This window comes from Streptomyces sp. XM4193 (assembly GCF_023072595.1).
GTDB lineage: Bacteria > Actinomycetota > Actinomycetes > Streptomycetales > Streptomycetaceae > Streptomyces.
This window is the reverse complement of record NZ_JALLGK010000001.1, coordinates 1,452,235-1,471,067: the sequence shown is the minus strand read 5'-3', so window position 1 is coordinate 1,471,067 and position 18,833 is coordinate 1,452,235. Positions and strand designations below refer to the sequence as shown.

The 18,833-nt window shown below is 68.8% G+C and carries 17 protein-coding genes; 11 read left to right on the top strand and 6 right to left on the bottom strand.

Features of this window, described 5'->3' with window-relative positions:
- Positions 1 to 1,406: 1,406 nt before the first annotated feature.
- The 5 genes from MTQ01_RS06185 to MTQ01_RS06165 all read left to right on the top strand — a co-directional run bounded on the left by MTQ01_RS06185 (position 1,407) and on the right by MTQ01_RS06165 (position 5,312).
- The gene (locus tag MTQ01_RS06185) at positions 1,407 to 1,910 is read left to right on the top strand and encodes a hypothetical protein (RefSeq protein ID WP_247487232.1); all 504 of its coding nucleotides are present in this window, start codon (positions 1,407 to 1,409) and stop codon (positions 1,908 to 1,910) included.
- 174 nt (positions 1,911 to 2,084) lie between these two features.
- The gene (locus MTQ01_RS06180; protein WP_247487230.1) at positions 2,085 to 3,104 is read left to right on the top strand and encodes a hypothetical protein; all 1,020 of its coding nucleotides are present in this window, start codon (positions 2,085 to 2,087) and stop codon (positions 3,102 to 3,104) included.
- Positions 3,105 to 3,436: 332 nt separating this feature from the next.
- On the top strand, positions 3,437 to 3,601 hold the full coding sequence (locus tag MTQ01_RS06175; protein WP_247487228.1) for a hypothetical protein: 165 nt from the start codon (positions 3,437 to 3,439) through the stop codon (positions 3,599 to 3,601).
- 265 nt (positions 3,602 to 3,866) lie between these two features.
- Positions 3,867 to 4,178, top strand: coding sequence for a hypothetical protein (locus tag MTQ01_RS06170; RefSeq protein WP_247487226.1), 312 nt, complete (start codon positions 3,867 to 3,869; stop codon positions 4,176 to 4,178).
- Positions 4,179 to 4,589: 411 nt separating this feature from the next.
- Complete coding sequence (locus tag MTQ01_RS06165) at positions 4,590 to 5,312, top strand: histone-like nucleoid-structuring protein Lsr2 (protein ID WP_247487224.1); 723 nt, start codon at positions 4,590 to 4,592, stop codon at positions 5,310 to 5,312.
- A 33-nt stretch (positions 5,313 to 5,345) separates the two neighbouring features.
- Here MTQ01_RS06165 and MTQ01_RS06160 read toward each other — a convergent pair whose 3' ends face one another.
- Complete coding sequence (locus tag MTQ01_RS06160) at positions 5,346 to 5,624, bottom strand: hypothetical protein (protein WP_247487222.1); 279 nt, start codon at positions 5,622 to 5,624, stop codon at positions 5,346 to 5,348.
- Between the two features lie 341 nt (positions 5,625 to 5,965).
- Here MTQ01_RS06160 and MTQ01_RS06155 point away from each other — a divergent pair, with 341 nt between their 5' ends.
- Both MTQ01_RS06155 and MTQ01_RS06150 read left to right on the top strand, forming a co-directional pair.
- Positions 5,966 to 6,802 carry a helix-turn-helix transcriptional regulator gene (locus tag MTQ01_RS06155; RefSeq protein WP_247487220.1) on the top strand — a complete coding sequence of 279 codons (837 nt, stop codon included), beginning with the start codon at positions 5,966 to 5,968 and terminating at the stop codon, positions 6,800 to 6,802.
- Entirely contained in the window at positions 6,799 to 7,017 is a 219-nt protein-coding gene (locus MTQ01_RS06150) for a DUF397 domain-containing protein (protein ID WP_247487219.1), read from the top strand. The genes MTQ01_RS06155 and MTQ01_RS06150 overlap by 4 nt, the downstream gene beginning before the upstream one ends.
- A gap of 88 nt (positions 7,018 to 7,105) precedes the next feature.
- Here MTQ01_RS06150 and MTQ01_RS06145 read toward each other — a convergent pair whose 3' ends face one another.
- Positions 7,106 to 8,503 (bottom strand): gluconate:H+ symporter, encoded by a 1,398-nt coding sequence (locus MTQ01_RS06145; protein ID WP_247487218.1) that lies wholly within the window; start codon positions 8,501 to 8,503, stop codon positions 7,106 to 7,108.
- A 296-nt stretch (positions 8,504 to 8,799) separates the two neighbouring features.
- Positions 8,800 to 9,288 (bottom strand): gluconokinase, encoded by a 489-nt coding sequence (locus MTQ01_RS06140; RefSeq protein WP_247487779.1) that lies wholly within the window; start codon positions 9,286 to 9,288, stop codon positions 8,800 to 8,802.
- Positions 9,289 to 9,677: 389 nt separating this feature from the next.
- Here MTQ01_RS06140 and MTQ01_RS06135 point away from each other — a divergent pair, with 389 nt between their 5' ends.
- Positions 9,678 to 10,397 (top strand): FadR/GntR family transcriptional regulator, encoded by a 720-nt coding sequence (locus tag MTQ01_RS06135; RefSeq protein ID WP_247487777.1) that lies wholly within the window; start codon positions 9,678 to 9,680, stop codon positions 10,395 to 10,397.
- Positions 10,398 to 10,479: 82 nt separating this feature from the next.
- Here MTQ01_RS06135 and MTQ01_RS06130 read toward each other — a convergent pair whose 3' ends face one another.
- The gene (locus MTQ01_RS06130; protein ID WP_247487217.1) at positions 10,480 to 11,409 is read right to left on the bottom strand and encodes a phosphotransferase family protein; all 930 of its coding nucleotides are present in this window, start codon (positions 11,407 to 11,409) and stop codon (positions 10,480 to 10,482) included.
- A 120-nt stretch (positions 11,410 to 11,529) separates the two neighbouring features.
- Between MTQ01_RS06130 and MTQ01_RS25250 the strand changes: the two genes are divergently transcribed.
- Together MTQ01_RS25250 and MTQ01_RS06120 are read left to right on the top strand one after the other, a co-directional pair.
- Positions 11,530 to 12,417, top strand: coding sequence for an ArsR/SmtB family transcription factor (locus MTQ01_RS25250; protein WP_374207613.1), 888 nt, complete (start codon positions 11,530 to 11,532; stop codon positions 12,415 to 12,417).
- Positions 12,414 to 13,820: an MFS transporter gene (locus MTQ01_RS06120; RefSeq protein ID WP_247487216.1), complete on the top strand. Its 1,407-nt coding sequence runs from the start codon at positions 12,414 to 12,416 to the stop codon at positions 13,818 to 13,820. The genes MTQ01_RS25250 and MTQ01_RS06120 overlap by 4 nt, the downstream gene beginning before the upstream one ends.
- Before the next feature lie 200 nt (positions 13,821 to 14,020).
- On the opposite strand, the gene MTQ01_RS06115 is transcribed toward MTQ01_RS06120, so the two are convergent.
- Positions 14,021 to 15,382, bottom strand: coding sequence for an amidase (locus MTQ01_RS06115; RefSeq protein WP_247487776.1), 1,362 nt, complete (start codon positions 15,380 to 15,382; stop codon positions 14,021 to 14,023).
- 596 nt (positions 15,383 to 15,978) lie between these two features.
- On the opposite strand from MTQ01_RS06115, the gene MTQ01_RS06110 reads away from it, so the two are divergent.
- Entirely contained in the window at positions 15,979 to 16,908 is a 930-nt protein-coding gene (locus MTQ01_RS06110; RefSeq protein ID WP_247487215.1) for a L,D-transpeptidase family protein, read from the top strand.
- 696 nt (positions 16,909 to 17,604) lie between these two features.
- On the opposite strand, the gene MTQ01_RS06105 is transcribed toward MTQ01_RS06110, so the two are convergent.
- Complete coding sequence (locus MTQ01_RS06105) at positions 17,605 to 18,825, bottom strand: hypothetical protein (RefSeq protein WP_247487214.1); 1,221 nt, start codon at positions 18,823 to 18,825, stop codon at positions 17,605 to 17,607.
- Positions 18,826 to 18,833 lie beyond the last annotated feature (8 nt).

Sequence of the window (18,833 nt, the reverse complement as noted above, 5' to 3'; positions counted from 1 at the left end):
AAAATGGCAATGATGAGATTATCGATATACACATTGTCGATTCAGGCCAGCCAAGAATTCAAGCAGTCAGAGGGGATGGAAGCGAAAGCACCTACCGGGGAGTTGATCTATTCGAATGCCTCAAAGAAATGCGACAATCTCTTGAGAGAGATGGTCTGCTGTTGTGCTGCCAAGGGGCACGTCCAATGATTTTTCCATCCGGAATGGGACGACAGATGTCTAACGGCCGACTAGCCTATCCATTGCGCCGCGACCCGCCTCTCACCGACTCAGACCTAGTAGATATTTTCGCCCCCGCGCACTATTCAGAAGTAGGAACAGTCGAGGATCAGCGCAGGGCAGTGATGGAGTTCTTTCGATCGACCAAGTAGCGAATGCGCCTAAGGTGAATACTCTCAACCGTACCGGCCGATGTCGCGACGGCTTTTATGGGCAAAATATATTCACTGCGACTGCACATCACGACCGACCGCAAAAGACACTGAGCACTTCTTCCATCTGACATATTTCGCCTCTCGAGACTTACTTGATGAATCAAGTAAGCACGCATGCCTGCGCAACGGGACGACGTACTCACGCACCTGCAATCTCGCCGATAGTGAGGAACCTACACACCGATCACCGTGAAGTTCGAACACGCAGATAACGCTATGACTTTGCGCAACGCTGGCTCTCACCGAACCGCTCTCTAAGGCGCCACGTATAGCAGACGTTTCTCCGTGGTGATGCGGCGTGAGGCGCCACGCTACCTCGCAAGAAAGTCAAACTCGACCGCCAAGCCATGGAACTGGACTGGACTGGACTGGACTGGACTGGACTGGACTGGACTGGACGATCAAACCCGATGGCACATACCGGCTCGCACTATAAAATTCCGGGGTGGTGAATGCTGGCGAATTCCAGCTGAAATTGAAGGCAGATCAACATGCTGCAAGCGCCAACACTGGAACAGTTCATGGAAGATCTGGGAGTTGAACCCACAGTTCTTCCGGACGGAGATTCAATCGAGCTTGATCTGCGCCACGTGACAGGCGAGGACATCCGCCTAAGGTATAGCCAATCCGGGTCGTCCGTCAGCATCTCCTGGAACAAGCACGGTCAGAGGATTTTGGGCATCTTTCGAGAGGGGGCGAGTAGGATTCTCTTGAGCAACGCTCGAGGAACATCGAATATCATCATCGAGTTCTCGCGTGCCGAAATGCACGGTAACATCACTATGGGTGTATACCCGACCGTTTCCATTACCGACGCACTGCTTTACAGCTAGACCATCGTCGCAGGACTGCAAAACGTTCGACTCCGCCATTCGGCGTACCACGGCGCCGAGATCGAACGAGGCATCTATAGCTGGATCAACGAGCGGAACAAGGGCTTTGCTCGGTGGACTCGACGGAAACATTCACAGGATGAAGGAAGAACACGCGAGGGCTGTCGACTCGGTGCGAGAGGCGATTGCTTCGCTCGGCTCCCTCTCGGTCGACCCCACGTCGGCCGAGAATATCGAGCAGCAGTACGCGGAAGAGGGATTCGAGATGACGGAGTGGCTTCGCTCATTCCTCGACTCGTATGAAGGCTTGACCATCCGTTACCCGTTCATGAACAGAGTCTGCTCGCTGTCCACGACGGTAGAAGCCTGCCTGGAGGCACCGCACGCGACTCCCAGAAGCATGCGTATCTACAGCAAGCGAATCGGCATTCCGGTCCTGCCGGTCGGCGCCGCCTTCGAGACGGAGGACAGTCTGCTCCTTGCGCGCAACGGCGATTTCTTGTTCGCCTCCGATGCCGGAATCCAGTGGTTCGCGCATGGTTTCGAGAGTTCGGCACGTGCCCTGGTGACAGGCGATTGGGACAGGACATTCCACTCGACCACATCTGCAACCGGGGAGACGCTGGCTCACCTTCTGAGGTGAGACCACTTGGCGGTTCGGCGAGCCGACGACACGACAACGGATCGACCTGACCGACCGGCGGCCCGGGTACGCCATCCACTCATACAGGACCACGAACATCCTTCACCGCAGCTGGCTCAAGAGTCTGGGCACGAGTCCGACCGCGCAGAACAAGTGCGCAGGAAAGGATCCGAGATGAGGGAAATTTCGGCGCGCATGCTCGCAGAGGAGCGACTGGAGTGCTTCAGAGATGCGCTGGATCGGCCAGATGGATTCCAGGTTCGTGAGGGCGCGAATTGGCTTGTCCGGCGCAACGGTGCAACCGTTTCTTGCTTTCGCATCAGCTCCGACAAGGCTCGAATTACAGCAGCAGAACGCTCGTGGCATTCACCTCAGCTCGACGTTCAAGGGTATGCATCCCCTGCCGCAGGCGGACTCCTTTTCAGTGCCGCAGGGAGTGTGACTTACGTCAATTCCGACGGTTCGATTCGATGGCAGTTTGATCACGCCCCCTGGGACGACTCCGCAATTGCCAAGGGCGCGTGTGCACTCACGCCCTCCGGCTCTCACGTACTTGCAACCCTTCGTGGACCGGACGACGAGGAGGGCCGTTACGCAGGCGACGTTTGCGCAGTGCTGGATTCAGAATCGGGCGATCTCGTAGGCCAAGAGATCATTCCAGTGTATTCCGGCATGTACTCGTTCAACCACTCACTGGAACACTCCAATCATGTCTTCCTCAACGCCGCTCATGGCCAGAACGACACCTATTCGCTCATCATCAATGCCCTCAGTGGTGATTTGAATATCACACAGGCGGGACAGGTTGGTGACCCGTTCACCGGTAACTGCCTCGATGGTTCTCATTTCCTAAAGATCGATGTGGGCGGAGATTGGCTCACACTTTGCGAACATCGCAGAGACGGCTCCTGCACGGAGAAAGCCGAAGCGAGGACATCGGATCTGATCGAATACCCGGATCATCAGTTCGTTGGAGAGCCAGGTTTTGTCGACCTGAATACGGTGCTCGCTGCGGTAGCCGAAGAGACCTGGTCGGCTGAGTCCGAGCACCTGCTCCTAGACGCCCAAACCTTGACCCCCTGGGCGAGAGTCTCCTACCCATCCGAAGTTTCCGCTCGCCCCCTTCCGCTGGGGGACGGATCTTGGCTGACAATCGAGAATAATTCCGTCCGGCGGTGGGCCACTGACGACTAACTGAAAGAGCCAGGCAAGGTGCCGAGGACATCAAGCCGTGACATCCGATTCAGAGGGCTTGGCGATACCTGCCCAAGCATCGGTGATGCAGGAGCCTCAACGAAGGACGGACCGGGGAATCAAGAGGCTCGAACGGATCGGGAGGGGGACACGTCTGATGCGCAATGCTCAGATGTGGAAAGCGTGGAGAATCAAAGCAGCAGTACCCGATTCCCTCCTGATCGAGTACGCGCAGGTCCTTTCCAGCAGGGCTGCCCCATGGGGGTAGTTGATGACAACAGGGGCGGGAATCAGTGGAACGGGTAGAGCTGGTGCGGATTATAGAAAGAATCATGAACGTGGAGGGCACTGAGGAGGAGCAGGATGCGCTGATCGAGCTGCTGGAAAGGAATGTTCCGCACACGCGAGTGCTGGGGTTGATCTTCTGTTCCGATCCAGAACTGTCCGCAGAAGAGATGGTGGATGCAGCGCTGAACTACAGGGCGTTCGAGCTGTAGGCACGGCCGAACTGAAGGAAGATTGAGCGCAACGGGGGGCGAATCCGGAGAGGAGCCGCTCGAGAGCCGTCAACGGCCAGCTCAGACACAGCCGTTCGTGTGCATGCGTGACGAGAACAACAGGCCGGCAGTGACGACCTCAGCACGCCTGTCAGCCCTGGACAGCGGAGCCCCGAAGGCCCCACGTCTTGACCGAGGACAAGTCCTGGCCGACATCATCGCCAGGTGGTGTTCACCCGGTCCTTGAGGGGAAAGCGCCCACAACGTGAGTGAATTCATCATGCCCGTGGGGGAAGAGGCGCACGTAACACTCCTCGATATCGCCGAGGAGATGGTGACGATCTTTCACATCTCCCGCGCGGAGGCGGTGGCCCGCATCAATCAGGCGTGGGGAACGCAGTCGTTCGACGAGGAGCCGACTCTGCTCGGCCACGAACTTCCGGAGCACTGGGCGTACGCCATCTACTACGTGGGGGACGTGCCGTACTGGGAAGCAGCAGCGGACAGGTCGCGGTGGCAGGTGAAGGAGCCACCGCCCCGCAACTCCCCTGCGTGGACCATCAGTCCGGACGCGTGATCTCGGGCCCCGCCCCGGGCGACGCCACCGGGCCACCCCGCAGGCACCCTCGCCCCGTCACCCACACCTGGAACCCCCTCGGCTGCGGCACCGACCACCTCCCGGCCACCGGCGAACACGCCATGCACCACCGCATCCACAAGAGTATTGGCCGGCCAGGCCAGTTCAGCGAACGCTGTGAGCAACCAGAGGGGAGTACCCGTGCGGGGTCACCTGGCGGAAACAGACTTGCGGGAGACGGGTGAGTTCAGCGTTCTCTCGAGCCCGGCATGGCCCTGAAACACCGGTCCCCGGCAGCGCGGTTCGGCTCGGTACTCCAGATCATCGACTGAACCCACGGCCAGGGCGGAATCGTCCTGGTGGGTACTGTCCTGAGCAGTCCGTACACGCGCAGCAGGGGTGAGCCGAGCCATGACGCCGCTGGAACATCTGACGAGGCTCTGCCCGCCGCCGTCCGCGTCAGCTGTGCCGGTTGTCGACTGGACGGGTGTTGAGGAGGCTGTCGGTTTCGAGCTTCCCGGGGACTACAAGGAGTTGGCGTCCCGGTACGGCCCCGGAGCGTTCGGCGGCTTCATTCGGATCTACCATCCGGCGGCGCCGACACCGTGGGTCGATCTCACCGGCCCTGTTCCCGCCACCGTCCGGGCACAGCTGCAACGAGACCAGCGGTCGAGCGCGTACCGCCCACCGCACGATGCGCAGCAGCTCTTCCCCGTCGGCGTCACCGACAACGGTGATCAACTCTTCTGGGTCACCGATCCCGAGGACCGGCCCGAGGCGTGGCGGGTGGCCGTCAACGAAGCACGCGGCCCTCGCCGGCACACCCACGACGGCAACCTCACGGACTTCCTCGCCGGCGCCCTGAGCGGCCGACTCGCCATCGCCCTGTTCCCGGGCGGTCTGCTCGACGGCGGAACCCCGTTCGTCCCGTCACCGTCTCCGGACAGCTCACCGTCTCCCGACAGCTCACCGTTCCCGGACAGCGGAGCACAGGCAGCCTCACTCCACGACCCCGAACCTCCCGTGCACACAAGCGATGTGCGCACATGGGCACGGGCGAACGGGTACGAGGTGCCCGACCGAGGACGAGTCCCGGCCGACATCATCACCAAGTGGCGCCAGGCCAACGAGTGACGGGAGCGCTCCGCCCGTCGGCCGCACACCGGTTCAGCGGGGACGTCTGAGGCTGGCCAGGTGTGCGCGGACTGTCTCGCCGAGTTCGGCGACGAGCTGGGCGAGGTTCGAACCGGGGCTCTGCGGGCCGACAGGGCCGGCAGGGCCCACAGAGCCCGAGGGGCTCGTGGCGCTCGCGGAGACCGGTGTGTCACCGGTGGCGTCGGGCATGGGCGGGGTGCAGGTCGGGCGGGGCAGGTGAGTCGTACGCGGTACGGCGGTGGGGGAACCTTCGTTCTCGGCAGCAGTCGGCCCCTCTGGTTGGTCCTTCATGGTTGCGACCTCCAGCTGATCTACGGCGGCCCGGTGACGGGACAGGGGAACGGTGCAGTCGGTGGCGGCATGGTCTCCGAACGCCCTGTACTTCTCGTCTGCCCGGATCGGGCTTTCGCATTCATTCGGCGGCCGGTGAACTCTTTCGTGGCGGATTTCGATGAATCCTCAACTGACCCAAACACCTAAGGCAGTTGGGCGCGTAAAATAAGGTACCCACTACATCCATTCGCTCACCCGGAGAGCTCGGGCGCCCCTAGTATCGGATCCGCTCCGGTGGCGCCGTGGAGGCTCTGAACTGCGCGAACGCCTCCTGAAAACACGGTGTCGAGAGGTGACGGGTGTCGGAAGAGTCAGAGGTCCTCACGCAGTTGAACCCGCTCCAGCGATTCGGTCAGGACGTCAGAAGAGTGAGGCTCGGGCGCAGCCTCACTCAGAAGCAGTTGGCAAAAGCGGCAAGTTATTCCGAGGCATATGTCAGTCGCGTCGAGGCGGGTTTGATGCTGCCGCGCCCGAGCGTTAAGTTCGCCAGAGGGTGTGATCTCGCCTTCGGCACCAACGGCCTCTTCGAGGAGCAGCTCCGCCGGATCGACGAGGGCGACCACCCCTCGTGGTTCGTCCCGTATCTCCACATGGAGAAGAAGGCGACGCACATGTCGCACTTCTCCGCGTCCCTCGTGACCGGCCTGGTGCAGACCGAGCAGTACGCGTGCGCGATCTTTCGGTCCTCCAACCCGCGTGACGAGGACGAGACCGTCAGGGTCAAGGCTGCGGCCCGTGTCCGCCGTCGCGAAGTCTTCGAGCGGGCCAACCCGCCCTCGCTGTGGATCGTGCTCCACGAAGCGAGTCTGCTCACCGTGGTGGGTGACAGAGCGACCATGCGGGGGCAGCTCACCCACCTGCTGGACGTCTCCCGCTCACCGCACATCGACATCCAGATTCTGCCGTTCTCGGCCGGTGTGCCCGCGCAGAACGCGATGCGGCCGTTCGCCCTGCTGGGCATGGCCGACGGCTCGTCCGTTCTGTACTCGGACGGGCCCCAGGGCGGGAGGCTCTACGACTGCGCGGAGACGGTCGCGCTCTACCGTGACTCCTACGACCGGTTGAGGGCCGATGCACTGGGAATCGTTGAATCGCGCGTCAGGTTGATGTCCGCACTGGAGGAGTATCGACAGTGAGCACTTGCCCGGGAACCAACACCATCGAGTGGACCAAGTCCTCGTACAGCGGCGGCGACGGCGGGGAATGCCTGGAGTTCAGCCGTGGTCTTGTCGCCCGCGGGGTCGTGCCCGTACGGGATTCCAAGCAGTGCGCGGGGCCCGTGCTGACGTTTCCGTGCGAGGGGTGGGGCGCCTTCGTCGACGCCGTGCGCGAGGAGTCGACCACGGCCTGAGCCGTACGTACGGGTCGAGGGCCCGCGACGGAGCAACTCCGTTGCGGGCCCTCGGTGTTGGCCGACGAGCGGCGGGGCCGTGCGGGGGCTACAGCACCAGGGACAGCAGCAGGACGAAGACGAGGCCGCAGACGGAGATGATCGTCTCCATCACCGACCAGGTCTTGATGGTCTGGCCGACGGTCATGCCGAAGTACTCCTTGACCATCCAGAAGCCCGCGTCGTTGACGTGGCTGAAGAAGAGCGAGCCGGCGCCGATGACCAGGACGAGCAGGGCGGTGTGGGTGGTGCTCATGTCGGCGGCGAGCGGGGCGACGAGGCCGGCGGCCGAGATGGTCGCGACGGTCGCGGAGCCGGTGGCCAGGCGGATGCCGACGGCGATGAGCCAGGCCAGGAGCAGCGCGGAGATGTTCCAGCTCTCGGCGAACTCCAGGATCATCTCGCCGACGCCGACGTCGATCAGGGTCTGCTTGAAGCCGCCGCCGGCGCCGACGATCAGCAGGATGCCGGCGATCGGCAGCAGCGACTTCTCGACGGTGGTGGCCAGGCGGTCCTTGGTGAAGCCGGCCGCGCGGCCGAGGGTGAAGAGGCCGACGATCACGGCCGCGAGCAGCGCCATGAGCGGTGAGCCGACGACGTCCATGACGCGCTGAACGGTGTTGTCGGGGTTGTCGATGACGACGTCGGTGAGCGCCTTGCCGAGCATGAGCACGACGGGCAGCAGCACCGTGGCCACCGTGGCGGCGAAGCTCGGACGGTGCTTGAGCTCCTCGGACGGCCGCTCGGGCACCAGTCCCTCGGGCGGGCTGACGTCGACCCAGCGGGCGGCGTACTTGGCGAAGACCGGGCCGGCGATCACCACGGTCGGCAGCGCGATGAGCACGCCGAGCGCGAGCGTGATTCCGAGGTCGGCGTCGACGGCGTCGATGGCGGCGAGCGGTCCGGGGTGCGGCGGTACGAGCCCGTGCATCACGGAGAGGCCGGCGAGCGCGGGGATGCCGATGCGCATCAGCGAGTGGCCGCCGCGTCGGGCGACGAGCAGGACGACGGGGATCAGCAGTACGACGCCGACCTCGAAGAAGAGCGGCAGTCCGATGACGCCCGCGATGAGCGCCATCGCCCAGGGCATCCGTTTGCCGTCCGCCCTGGCGAGGATGGTGTCGACGATCTGGTCGGCGCCGCCGGAGTCGGCGAGGAGTTTGCCGAGGATCGCGCCGAGTGCGATGAGCACGCCGACGCCGGCGACGGTGGAGCCCAGTCCGCTGGAGAAGCCCTCGATGGCCTTGTCCAGCGGGGCGCCGGCGAGCGCGCCGAGCACCAGGGAGCCGATGGTCAGTGCGAGGAAGGCGTGCAGCTTGCCTCGCGTGATGAGCAGGACGATGACGGCGATACCGGCCAGGACGGCGAGGCCCAACTGGGCGTTGCCCGCCGAGGTGATGATCTCGGGAGAGTCGGCCGCAAGTATCTCAACACTGAGATGGCGCACGGGAGTTCCTCACACGGGGATGGGGGCTGGGAGCGGGGTTGTACGGGTCGGCCGTACCCGGTTGCGGAGGTACGGGGCTCGCGGGCGGGTGGTGCGGGGCTCGGGGTCGTGAGTGGCGCGACGCGCTCCGGGGGTGGAGGAACGCGTACGGGCGCCGGGGGTGTACGGAGCCGGTGCGCGTGCGCGAGCCCCGGGGTACGGAGCCGGTGCGCGTACGTGAGCCGGGTGCGCGTGTGCGAGCCGGGTGCGTACGGGCACGAGGTGCGTACGGTCCCGCGTACGGGTGTCGGCCGGGGTCAGCCGGCGCGCGGGTGCGGGCCGAGAGCGGCGAGGGCGAGTGCGGTGACGCTGTCGGGGCCGGGGTTCACCGGTACGGCGGCGCCTCTCTCGTCCTCCTGGAGCGGTTCGAGGGTGGCGAGTTGCGAGTCGAGCAGGTTCAGCGGCATGAAGTGCCCCTGACGGTTGGCGAGTCGGTCGGCGATGAGCGCGCGGTCGCCGGTGAGGTGGAGGAAGAAGAGTTCCGGGGCGGCGGCGCGGAGCCGGTCGCGGTAGCTGCGCTTGAGCGCCGAGCAGCTGACGACGCCGCCGCGTCCGGCGCGGCTGCGCGCCCAGGCGCCGATGGCGTCGAGCCACGGCCACCGGTCGGCGTCCTCCAGCGGTACGCCCTGGCTCATCTTGTCGATGTTGGCCGGGGAGTGGAAGTCGTCGGCCTCGGCGTACGGGACGTGGAGGCGTTCGGCGAGCAGTTCGCCGACGGTGGTCTTACCGGTGCCGGAGACACCCATGACGACCACCACCGGCGGCCCGTGCGTGCCGGGGTCGGCGTGCGGGGGCGGGCCGGTGCCGTCCCCGTCCTCGGGTGGCTCGGCTGCTGACGCGCGCATCGGTACCTCGCTGTCCTCTGCTGTCCTGCTGTACTGCCGGTGTCCTGCTGTCCTGCCGGCCGCTTGTCCGTCCTGCCGCCGTACCACCGGCTGCGGGCGGTCCGCGCGACCTCGATGCCGCGCACACTCAACCCGATACGTCACACGTATTCAATATCTCGACTCGAAATCGTCATACTTATTTTGGGCTCCCTCTCACCCCGTAGGCTGACGAGGTGACCACCAAGGACGCCGAGGAGACCACCGGCCACGCCCTAGAAAGCCGCTCCGACCAGGGCCGCGAGCCGCAGCTGCCGCCGGAGCGGGGCGGGGCGCGGCAGGGGCTGCACGCCCGGCTGCTGGCGCAGCTCGGTCCCGCGATCACCGCCGGGGAGTACCCCACCGGTTCGGTGCTGCGGGCGGACGAGTTGGCCGAGCGGTACGAGGTCTCGCGCACGGTCGTCCGCGAGGCCGTGCGCGTTCTGGAGTCGATGCGGCTGGTGGAGTCGCGGCGGCGGGTGGGGGCGACCGTGCGGCCCATCGAGGAGTGGAACGTCTACGACCCGCAGGTGATCACCTGGCGGCTGGCGGGTTCGGACCGGGCGAGGCAGCTGCGTTCGCTGACGGTGCTGCGGTCCGCGGTGGAGCCGGTCGCGGCGCGGCTGGCCGCCGAGCTGGCCACAGCGGAGCAGTGCGCCGAGCTGACCGAGCACGCGCTCGGCATGGTCGCGACCTCGCGCGGCCAGCAGTTGGACGCGTATCTGGTGCACGACGTGGCGTTCCACCGGGTGATACTGCGCGCCTCGGGGAACGAGATGTTCGCCCAGCTCGGCGATGTGGTCGCGGCGGTGCTGACCGGACGCACCCAGCACCAGGTGATGTTCGTGGACCCCGATCCGGCAGCGGTGACCCTGCACGTACAGGTCGCCGAGGCGGTGCGGGCGCGGGACGCGGCGCGGGCGGAGGAGCTGACGCGGGAGATCGCGGTCGGCGCGCTCGCGGAGCTGGACATTCTGACGCCGGAGGAGTGAGGGCGCGGTTCGCAGGCGTCCTCGAAACAGCCCTGCCCGGCCCCGGTTCACCGCGGGGCCCTGGCACCCGCCGCGTCAACTCTCAGACGCCGAACCAGACTTCGGCCAGCTCCTCGAAGCTCCTCGCCCCGCCCGGCGGCAACTCCCGCATGAACCAGGGCAGATGGCACTGGGCATGGAGCAGCGTGTACGCCATCAGCACTTTCGGCAGCTCGGCGAGCTCGCCGTCCGGCCAGCCGTACGCGGTCAACAGGCGCCGGAGCAGCGCGGGTCGGCCGCGGGTGAGGAAGATCCCGACGGCGACGAGGTCGTACTCCGGCGCACCGCGCATCGCCGGCTCGAAGTCCAGGAGGCCGGTCGCCGTCCAGCCTTCAGCGGTCTCCTCCACGCGCACATGTGCCGGCATGAACTCCGTGTGCAGCAGGGCGGGTTGAGCGGGTTCGGGGAGAACCACCGAGTCGAGGAAGTCCGGGATGCGGCTCAGCCACTCCTCGTCCACACCCAGCGCGCGCTGCCGGTCCACGCACGCGGACTGCTGCTGCTTGAGGAACAACTGCCAGTCCTCCGGGCCCAGTTCGGCCGGTGGAGGTACGCGGTGGAGGTCGGCGAGGGTGCGGCCGAGCTGGTCGAGGAGGTCGAGCCGACCCTGTTCGGGGACGTGCGGCCAGGCGTCCTCCAGGCTCTCGCCGTAGAGCCGTTCCATGAGGAGGTAGCCCCAGCCCTGGGAGTACCCGGTGTCGAGGACTCCGGGGGTGAGCAGCGGGAGTCTGCCGTGCAGCGCGCGCAACGCGGCGCTCTCCACGGCGAGTTCGTCGGCGTGAACCTGGGGATAGAGCTTCAGCACCAGATGCCGGCCGAGGGCGTAGACCGGGAGCGAGCCCTGCGGAAAGCGGGCGATCCGCTCGGTGGGCAGACCCAGGTGTTCGCAGAGGTGGGCGACTGCCGTGTACAGCTCCTCCGCTCCGACAGCCTCGTACTGTTCCACGGTCGCGGCCGTCGGCAGGTCGGTCATCCGGGCAGCGAACCAGGGTGGCGGAAGGTGCCGCAACGGGTTTTCCGGCGGCGAGGCAGCACCGAACAGACCGCAAAGAACTCTTTGCAAAGAAACCTTTGCGGTCTTAGGCTGCCTCCCGTGACAGAAACCTCCGCACGTGCCGAGCACACCGCGCCCGCGGACCCCGGACGGGCCGGGCCCGCTGCGCGTTCCTCCTTCCACCCCGACGCCAAGGCGATGCGCGCGCTCGCGCACCCCGTACGGATGCGGCTCACCGGCCTGCTGCGCCGGTACGGGCCCTCCACCGCCACACGTCTCGCCGAGCGGCTGTCGATCAACTCGGGCGCGGCCAGCTACCACCTGCGCCAACTCGCCGCGCACGGCTACGTCGAGGAGGACACCGAGCGCGGCAACGCGCGCGAACGCTGGTGGCGCGCGCTGCACGAGGAGACCCATCTGGACACCTCGGACCTGGTCGAGCAGGACCCCGCCGCCGTCAACGCGGTGCTCCACTCCGTGGTCGCCGGGCACACCCTCCACCTTCAGCAGATGCTGAACAACTACGAGACGCTGCCACGGGAGTGGCGCAAGGCGTCCGACATGAGCGACTGGGCGCTGCGGCTCACCCCCGAGGAAGCGGTACGGCTGCGCGCGGAGCTGCACGAGGTCGTCGCGCGCTACCGGCAGCCTCCGCCCGGCAGGGAGTCGGGCGGGACCCAGGACGACGGGACGCAGGACGGCGAGACGTCGCACGGCGAGGGGTCGCACGGCGAGGGACCGTCCGGAGCGGGAGCGACACCGGTCGCGGCGACGGGCGCCGAGCATGTGTCCGTCGCCATCCAGATCCTCCCCGAGCCGGAACAGCCGGAGCGTCCCGAACAGCCCGAGCGTCCCGAACAGCCCGAGCAGCCCCGCGCGGAGCACGCCGAACGCCCCGCCGGCTCCGTACGCACCGAGACCGCCGCGAGCGCCGCACCCGACGAGAGCTCCGTGCGGGGCACTCGCCCGGAGAGCGGGGCGTCATGACGGCGGGCACGGAGGAACGCCGAAGTCTCCGTCCGCTGGCGGGAGTTCTGGCGGCGATGTCGGTGGCGATCACCGGTACGCGGATCTCCACGATCGCGCTGCCCTGGTTCGTTCTGGTCACCACCGGCAGTGCGACGCAGACCGGCCTGGTGGCGTTCTGCGAGATGGCGCCGTACGTGCTGGTCAAGATGTTCTCCGGCCCGCTCGTCGACCGCGTCGGGCCGCGGCTGATCTCCTGGACGACGGACCTGGTCAGCGCGTTGGCGGTCGCGTTGGTCCCGCTGCTGCACGCGTTCGATCTGCTGCCGTTCTGGGGCCTGTTGGCGCTGGTCGCGGTGATCGGTTCGGCGCGCGGCCCGGGCGATCTGGCCAAGGAGATCATGATCCCCGAGGCCGCCGACCGCAGCCGGGTGCCGCTGGAGCGGGCCACCGGCTTGTCCGGGACGACCGAACGGCTGGCCTCCACCATCGGCCCCGCCGCGGGTGGCGCGCTGGTCGCACTGCTCGGGCCGATGACCGGCCTCGCGGTCAACGCGGGCTGTTTCGCCCTGGGTTCGCTGCTGATCTGGTTGCTGCTGCCGCGCGGGATGGGCCAACCGATCCGGCCGGAGTCGACCGGGGAGGAGCCGGAGCCCGGCTACTGGCAACGGTTCAGGGAGGGCTTCGCCTTCCTGCGCGGGGAGCGGCTGCTGCTGGCGATCATCCTGGTCGTCGGCGTCACCAACCTGCTGGACGCGGCGTTCGCCACCGTGCTGCTCCCGGTGTGGGCCAAGGAGTCGGACAACGGGGCGGCCGTCCTGGGCCTGCTGGTCAGCACGATGGGCGGTGCCGCGGTGCTCGGCAGTCTCATCGCCGCAGCGATCGCCCACCGGATGCGTCGAAGGCCCGTCTTCTTCCTCGGCTTCCTGCTCGTGGGCGCACCGCGCTTCCTGGTTCTCGCCATGGACGTGCCGCTGGTGACGATGCTCGCCGTGTTCGCGATCGCGGGCTTCGGCTCCGGTTTCCTCAACCCCATCCTCGGCGCCATCGCCTTCGAGCGCGTACCGCGTCGACTGCTGGGCCGGGTCAACGCGTTGGGCGACTCGGTCGCCTGGGCCGGCATCCCGTTCGGCGGGCTGCTGGCGGGCGCGGCCATCAGCACGATCGGCCTCTCCCCCGCACTCGTCGTCGCGGGCACGCTCTACTTCCTGACCACCAACCTCGGCGGGCTGCGGCCCGAATGGCGCGAGATGGACAGGCTGCGGGGCAAGGGCCGGGCGCCCGACCCGCCGCCGGGTCTCGTGCCGGACCCGAACCCGGGCCCGGCACCGGGGCCCGTACCCGTCCAGGAACACAGCCGCGCGCCGAGCGCCGGCCGCGACGACCGCGAGCCCGGCACCCGGGAGTTCGGCGGCCGGGAGTGAACCGCTCGGGGCGTGCGCGCCGGAGGTGAACGCAACGGCCCGGGCGGGCGGCGGGGCCGGGCGCCATGCGGTACGGCCCCGTCACCCGCCCCGCCCCCGCGGCACCCGGACGGGGCGCCCGGACGCGGCACCGGGACGGGACGGGCGACGGGGCGCCCGGACGCGGCACTTCGCCGCGGCGTCGGCTAGAGCGCCTCGGGCTACCCGTCGCCGCCCGGCCAGCTCTCGAACCACCGGCGGTCCGCCTCCAGTTGGGCGGCGAGCGAGACGAGCAGCGGCTCGGAGTCGGCCGGTCCCAGCAGCTGCGCGCCGAGCGGGAGCCCCTCGGGCGTACGCCCCGCGGGCACGTTCACGCCGGGCCAGCCGAGCACGTTCCAGGGCCAGGCGTACGGGCAGTACGCGATCATCCGCCGGTCGGTCTGCCAGCCGCCTAGGCCGGTGAGCGCGCCGATGCGGGGCGGCGGGGTCGCGGTCGTCGGCGTGAGGACGACGTCGTACCGGCGGAAGATCCGCCCCACGCGGCGTCGCAGCGGCGCCTCCGCCGCGCGGGCCAGCCGCAGCACCGGACCGCCGAGCAGTCCGCCGGTGCGGACGGCGCCGCGGGTGCGCGGGTCGAGCAGCGCGGGGTCGGGAGCTCTGCCCGCCCAGTCGCGGACACCGGCGGTCGCGCGCGGTACGAAGGTGACTCCGATCGGCCCGTACGCGGGTTCCGCCTCCTCGACCTCGTGGCCGAGGGCGGCCAGCCGCTCGGCGAGCGCGTTCAGTGCCGAGCGCACAACGGGCTCCAGCCGCTTGGGAGTTGCGGTGAACGCCGTGCGGGTGGAGAGCGCGATGCGCAGCCGGCCGGGGTCCCGGTGGGCGGCGGGCAGGATCTCGACGGGCGTCGGCCGGTGCAGATCGCCGGGGGCGCTTCCGGCGGCGGCGTCGAGCAGCAGGGCCGCGTCGGCGACCGTACGGGCGAGCGGGCCGTGGCAGGTGATGCCGTTGAACGCCTCGGGGTCGGGCCAGGTGGAGATGCGCCCCCGCTGTGGCTTGATCCCCACCAACTGCGTCCAGGCGGCCGGGATGCGCACCGATCCGGCGCCGTCGGAGCCGAGCGCCGCCGGCACCAGGCCCGCGGCGACCGCAGCCGCCGAACCGCCGGAGGATCCGCCGGGGGTGTGGTCCAGGTTCCAGGGGTTGCGGGTGTCGCCGAACGCCGGGCCCTCGGTGACCGGCCACTGGCCCAGCTCGGGGCTGTTGGTCTTGCCGACGATCACCGCGCCCGCCGCACGCAGCCGCCGTACGGACTCGGCGTCCTCGCGCTTGGCCGGAAACGGCCCTTCGCAGCCGAAGGCGGTGGGCTCACCCGCGAGATCGGTGTCGTCCTTGACCGCCACCGGAACGCCGAGCAGCGGCAGCCGCTCGCCCGCCGCCAGACGGCGATCGGCCTCGTCGGCCTCGGCGAGCGCCCGCTCCGCGGTGACGAGCCGGAACGCGTTCAACTCGCCGCTGGTGGCGGCGATCGCGTCCAGGCTGCGGGTGACCAGCTCCCGCGACCCCGCCTCGCCGGCGGCCAGCATCCGGGCCTGCTCGACCAGTCCCGGCAGCGGTCGCGCCCGGTGCGCCGAGCGCCCGCCCCCGGGGCCGCGCACCCGGCCGCCGTCCGGTCCGCGCGACGCGTCCCGCCGGTCGCCGCCGGCTTGCCCGCGCCCCGCGCCGTGCCCCGCGCCGTGTACTGCGCCGCGTTCAGCGCCGTGCTCTGCGCCGTGCCCTGCGCCGTGTGCCGCGTCCGGTGCGGACGAAGAGTCCCGCGTCATCACCCACCGCCTCTCCCCGCCCCGTCCGGAGCTTCTTACTGACTAGTAGGTCAACGAGCCCACCGTACGAGTCCGGGGGCCCGGCGTCATCCGGGTGTGCGTCACAGGCGAGGCCCGTCGCCGGGACACGGTTCGACGGTCCGGGCTGCCGCCGAAAGTCGCCGACCGGGACGCGCGACGCACAACTCGGGTGCGCGTGAATGGAGTTGGGGCACACCCTCGGCCGTCCGACGGCGGTTCCGCGCCAGAAGGCGGTCACGACTGCGTATCGCCGCCGGAATTCGGGGAACTGTTCCTCTCGGGGCGCCGTCTGCCACACAACAGGCACGAACAGGTGAATCACCAGGGGGTTTCGGGCAATGAGGGCTGATACCAGGGCACTTCGCGCACTGTGCGGCGCGGTCGCCGTCGCCGCGCTCTCCCTGACCGTCGGGTGCGACGAGATACACATCGAGACCGACGCCAACGGGCAGAGCACCAGCGGCGCTTCGGCCGGCTCCTCGGGCGGCGGCGCGACCGGCGGCAACTCCGGCGGCGCCGACAACACCGACAGCGGCGGCGCGGACGGCAAGGACGCCGGCACCGACGACCGGAAGCCCGCCGGCGACCCGAAACCCAAGCCGGAGCCGAAGCCGGACGACCCCAACGCGGGCCTGCCCACACCGCTGTTGAAGGACGGCAGCGAGGGCAAGCAGGTGCGCGAGGCACAGGCCCGCCTCCAGCAGCTCGCCCTCTTCGAGCGCAACCCCTCCGGCTACTACGGCACCATGACCACCGCCTCCGTCAAGGCGCTCCAGAAGAAGGCGGGCCTGGCGCAGAGCGGTACGACCGACGCCGGGACCTGGGCGGCGCTGCGCAAGCAGACCAAGGCCCCCAGCGCCGCGCAGCTCAACCCCCAGACCAGCTATCCGCTCGCCGACCCGGACAAGCGCTGCACCTCCGGCCGGGTGCTGTGCATCAGCAAGGAGAGCCGCACCCTGGCCTGGATGGTCGACGGCGAGGTGCGGGCCGCGATGGACGTGCGCTTCGGCTCGCAGTACACGCCGACCAGGGAAGGCACCTTCAAGGTCGACTTCAAGAGCCGCGACCACCATTCGACCCTCTACGACACCCCGATGCCGTACGCGATGTTCTTCAGCGGCGGCCAAGCGGTGCACTACTCCGACGACTTCGCCGCTGCCGGCTACTCCGGCGCGTCCCACGGCTGCGTGAACGTGCGGGAGAAGAAGAAGATCGCCCAGGTCTTCTCCCAGGTGAAGGCCGGCGACAAGGTCATCGTCTACAGCTGACCCCGTACCGCCCCTCCCGCCCCCTGCCCGTGCGTCCGGCGCGCGGCGGGGCGGCCCGTAAGAACATCGGCCGGGCGGCCCGTACGGACATCGTTCCGGACAGAGCGGGCAAACGGAGCGGGCAAGGGGCGCAGGGATCTCAACCGGCCGCCCCTCGGGCGGAGTTGGACCACGAACCGCGCACGAAGAGGTCGGGCCCGCCCGGCTCGGCGCGACGGAGCTGCCGGATCGGTGGCGCGACGAAGCCCGTACGGGCTCGGGGCGGGGCTGCGCGGAGAGCCGGCAGAGCGCGTCAACCGGCGCTGAACTGCGGCGATGTGCGGGCGAAGCGCGGCGGAGAGCGCACGGATCGAGCCGCGTGGAAGAGGTGGAGAGAAGGGGCGCGGGCGGAATCGGGGGAACATATCCCGCCCGCGCCATCGCGCGGACCCGTAGGTACGGGGGGAACCTCGGGTGGCGCGCTCGCCGATGACCAGTCGGCTCACTCCATACTGCGCCATGAACCCGGAAAGTGTCACACTCTCGCGATTACCGACTCTCGCGATTTCCGCTCGCACGACGAACGGGCCGCGGTGCTTCGCGACTCGTGGCCGGTACGGCCGACGGCGCGCGGTTCCCCGTACGGGCCCGGCTCATCGGGACGGTCGACGGGGTGAAGACTTGCCGACACCTGTTCACACAGGTGCCGTACGCACGTCAGGCGTCGCCACCACCGTCCTCCGCCGGGTCCGTGCCCGGGTCGGTGCCCGCGCTCGACGCCCCGTCTCCGTTTCCGCCCGTACCGCTGCCGCCGCCCGAACCGCCGGTCGTGCCGCCGCTGCTCGTACCGCCTCCGGTGCCTCCACCGGTGGTGCCTCCGGTCGCGCCGCCACCTCCCGAGCCGCCCGCGTCGCCACCCGGGCCGCCCGCGCCTCCTGCGCCGCCGCCCGAGCCGTCGCCGGGCTCGCCCGGTGTCGTCGGAGTGCCGGGCCCGTCCGGCTGCTCGGGAATGCCGATGCCGCCGTTGCCGCTGTCACCGCCCTCGGTGCCACCGCCGCCACCGCCGACGTCGCCGTACTCCTCGCAGTAGCTCTCGACCTGCTCCGGGCCGCCGGCGACCTGCTCCAGCTCCCAGCGCTTGCGGTGCTCGATCCTGTCGCCCTCGTACGCCTTGCAGAGCGCGACGACCACCGTGGGGTCGGGGGCACCGGGCTTGGTACTGGGCGGTGTGGGCGGCCAGTTGTCGGGCTCGGGCGACTGACTGCCGCCGTCCGGATCGGGCCGGTGCGGCCAGGTGCTCGGGCTGTCCTCGGCGGGCGGGCCGCTCTGCGAGGGGGTGCCGCCGCCCTGGTGGTCGCCGTTGCCGCGAAGGGCGCCGGCGATGTCCCGGTGGCTGCCGCCGACCCGCTCGCCGTCGCCGCGCTCCGAGGGCGAACCCCAGCCGGGCAGCCGCTCGTTGGGACGGTCGGAGCTGCCGCCGCTGGAGTTGTCGAGATAGGGGCTCTCGCTCTCCAGCGGTTCGACCGCGGGGGGTCTGCCGCCGGAGGCGCCGGGGTCCTCGCCGCCGCCGCCGAAGGGGGCGGGCAGTACGCCGTTGCTGGCGGCCACCGCGACGCCGCCGAGCGCGAAGCCCGCGATGGTCATCGCGAAGCCGACGTGCAGCGGCGTACCCGAGACCCGGGTCATGTACCTGCCACGTCTGGAGCGCGCACCCGCCCGTCCGCCCCGACAGTCGCGAGCCCGCGCGGTACGCGCGGTGCGGAACGCGGCGAGCGCCTCGGCCTCACCGGGCAGCTCTCCCGAGCGCTCGGCGGAACGATGGCTCTCGGCCAGCCCGTCCAGCACGCCGGCCAGCTCCTGGGCAGTCGGAGAAGGGCAGGAGGAAGCGCCGTCGGCAGCGGAGCCGCGCAGCAAATTCTCCGCGGCCTCGTCGTCCAACCAACCGA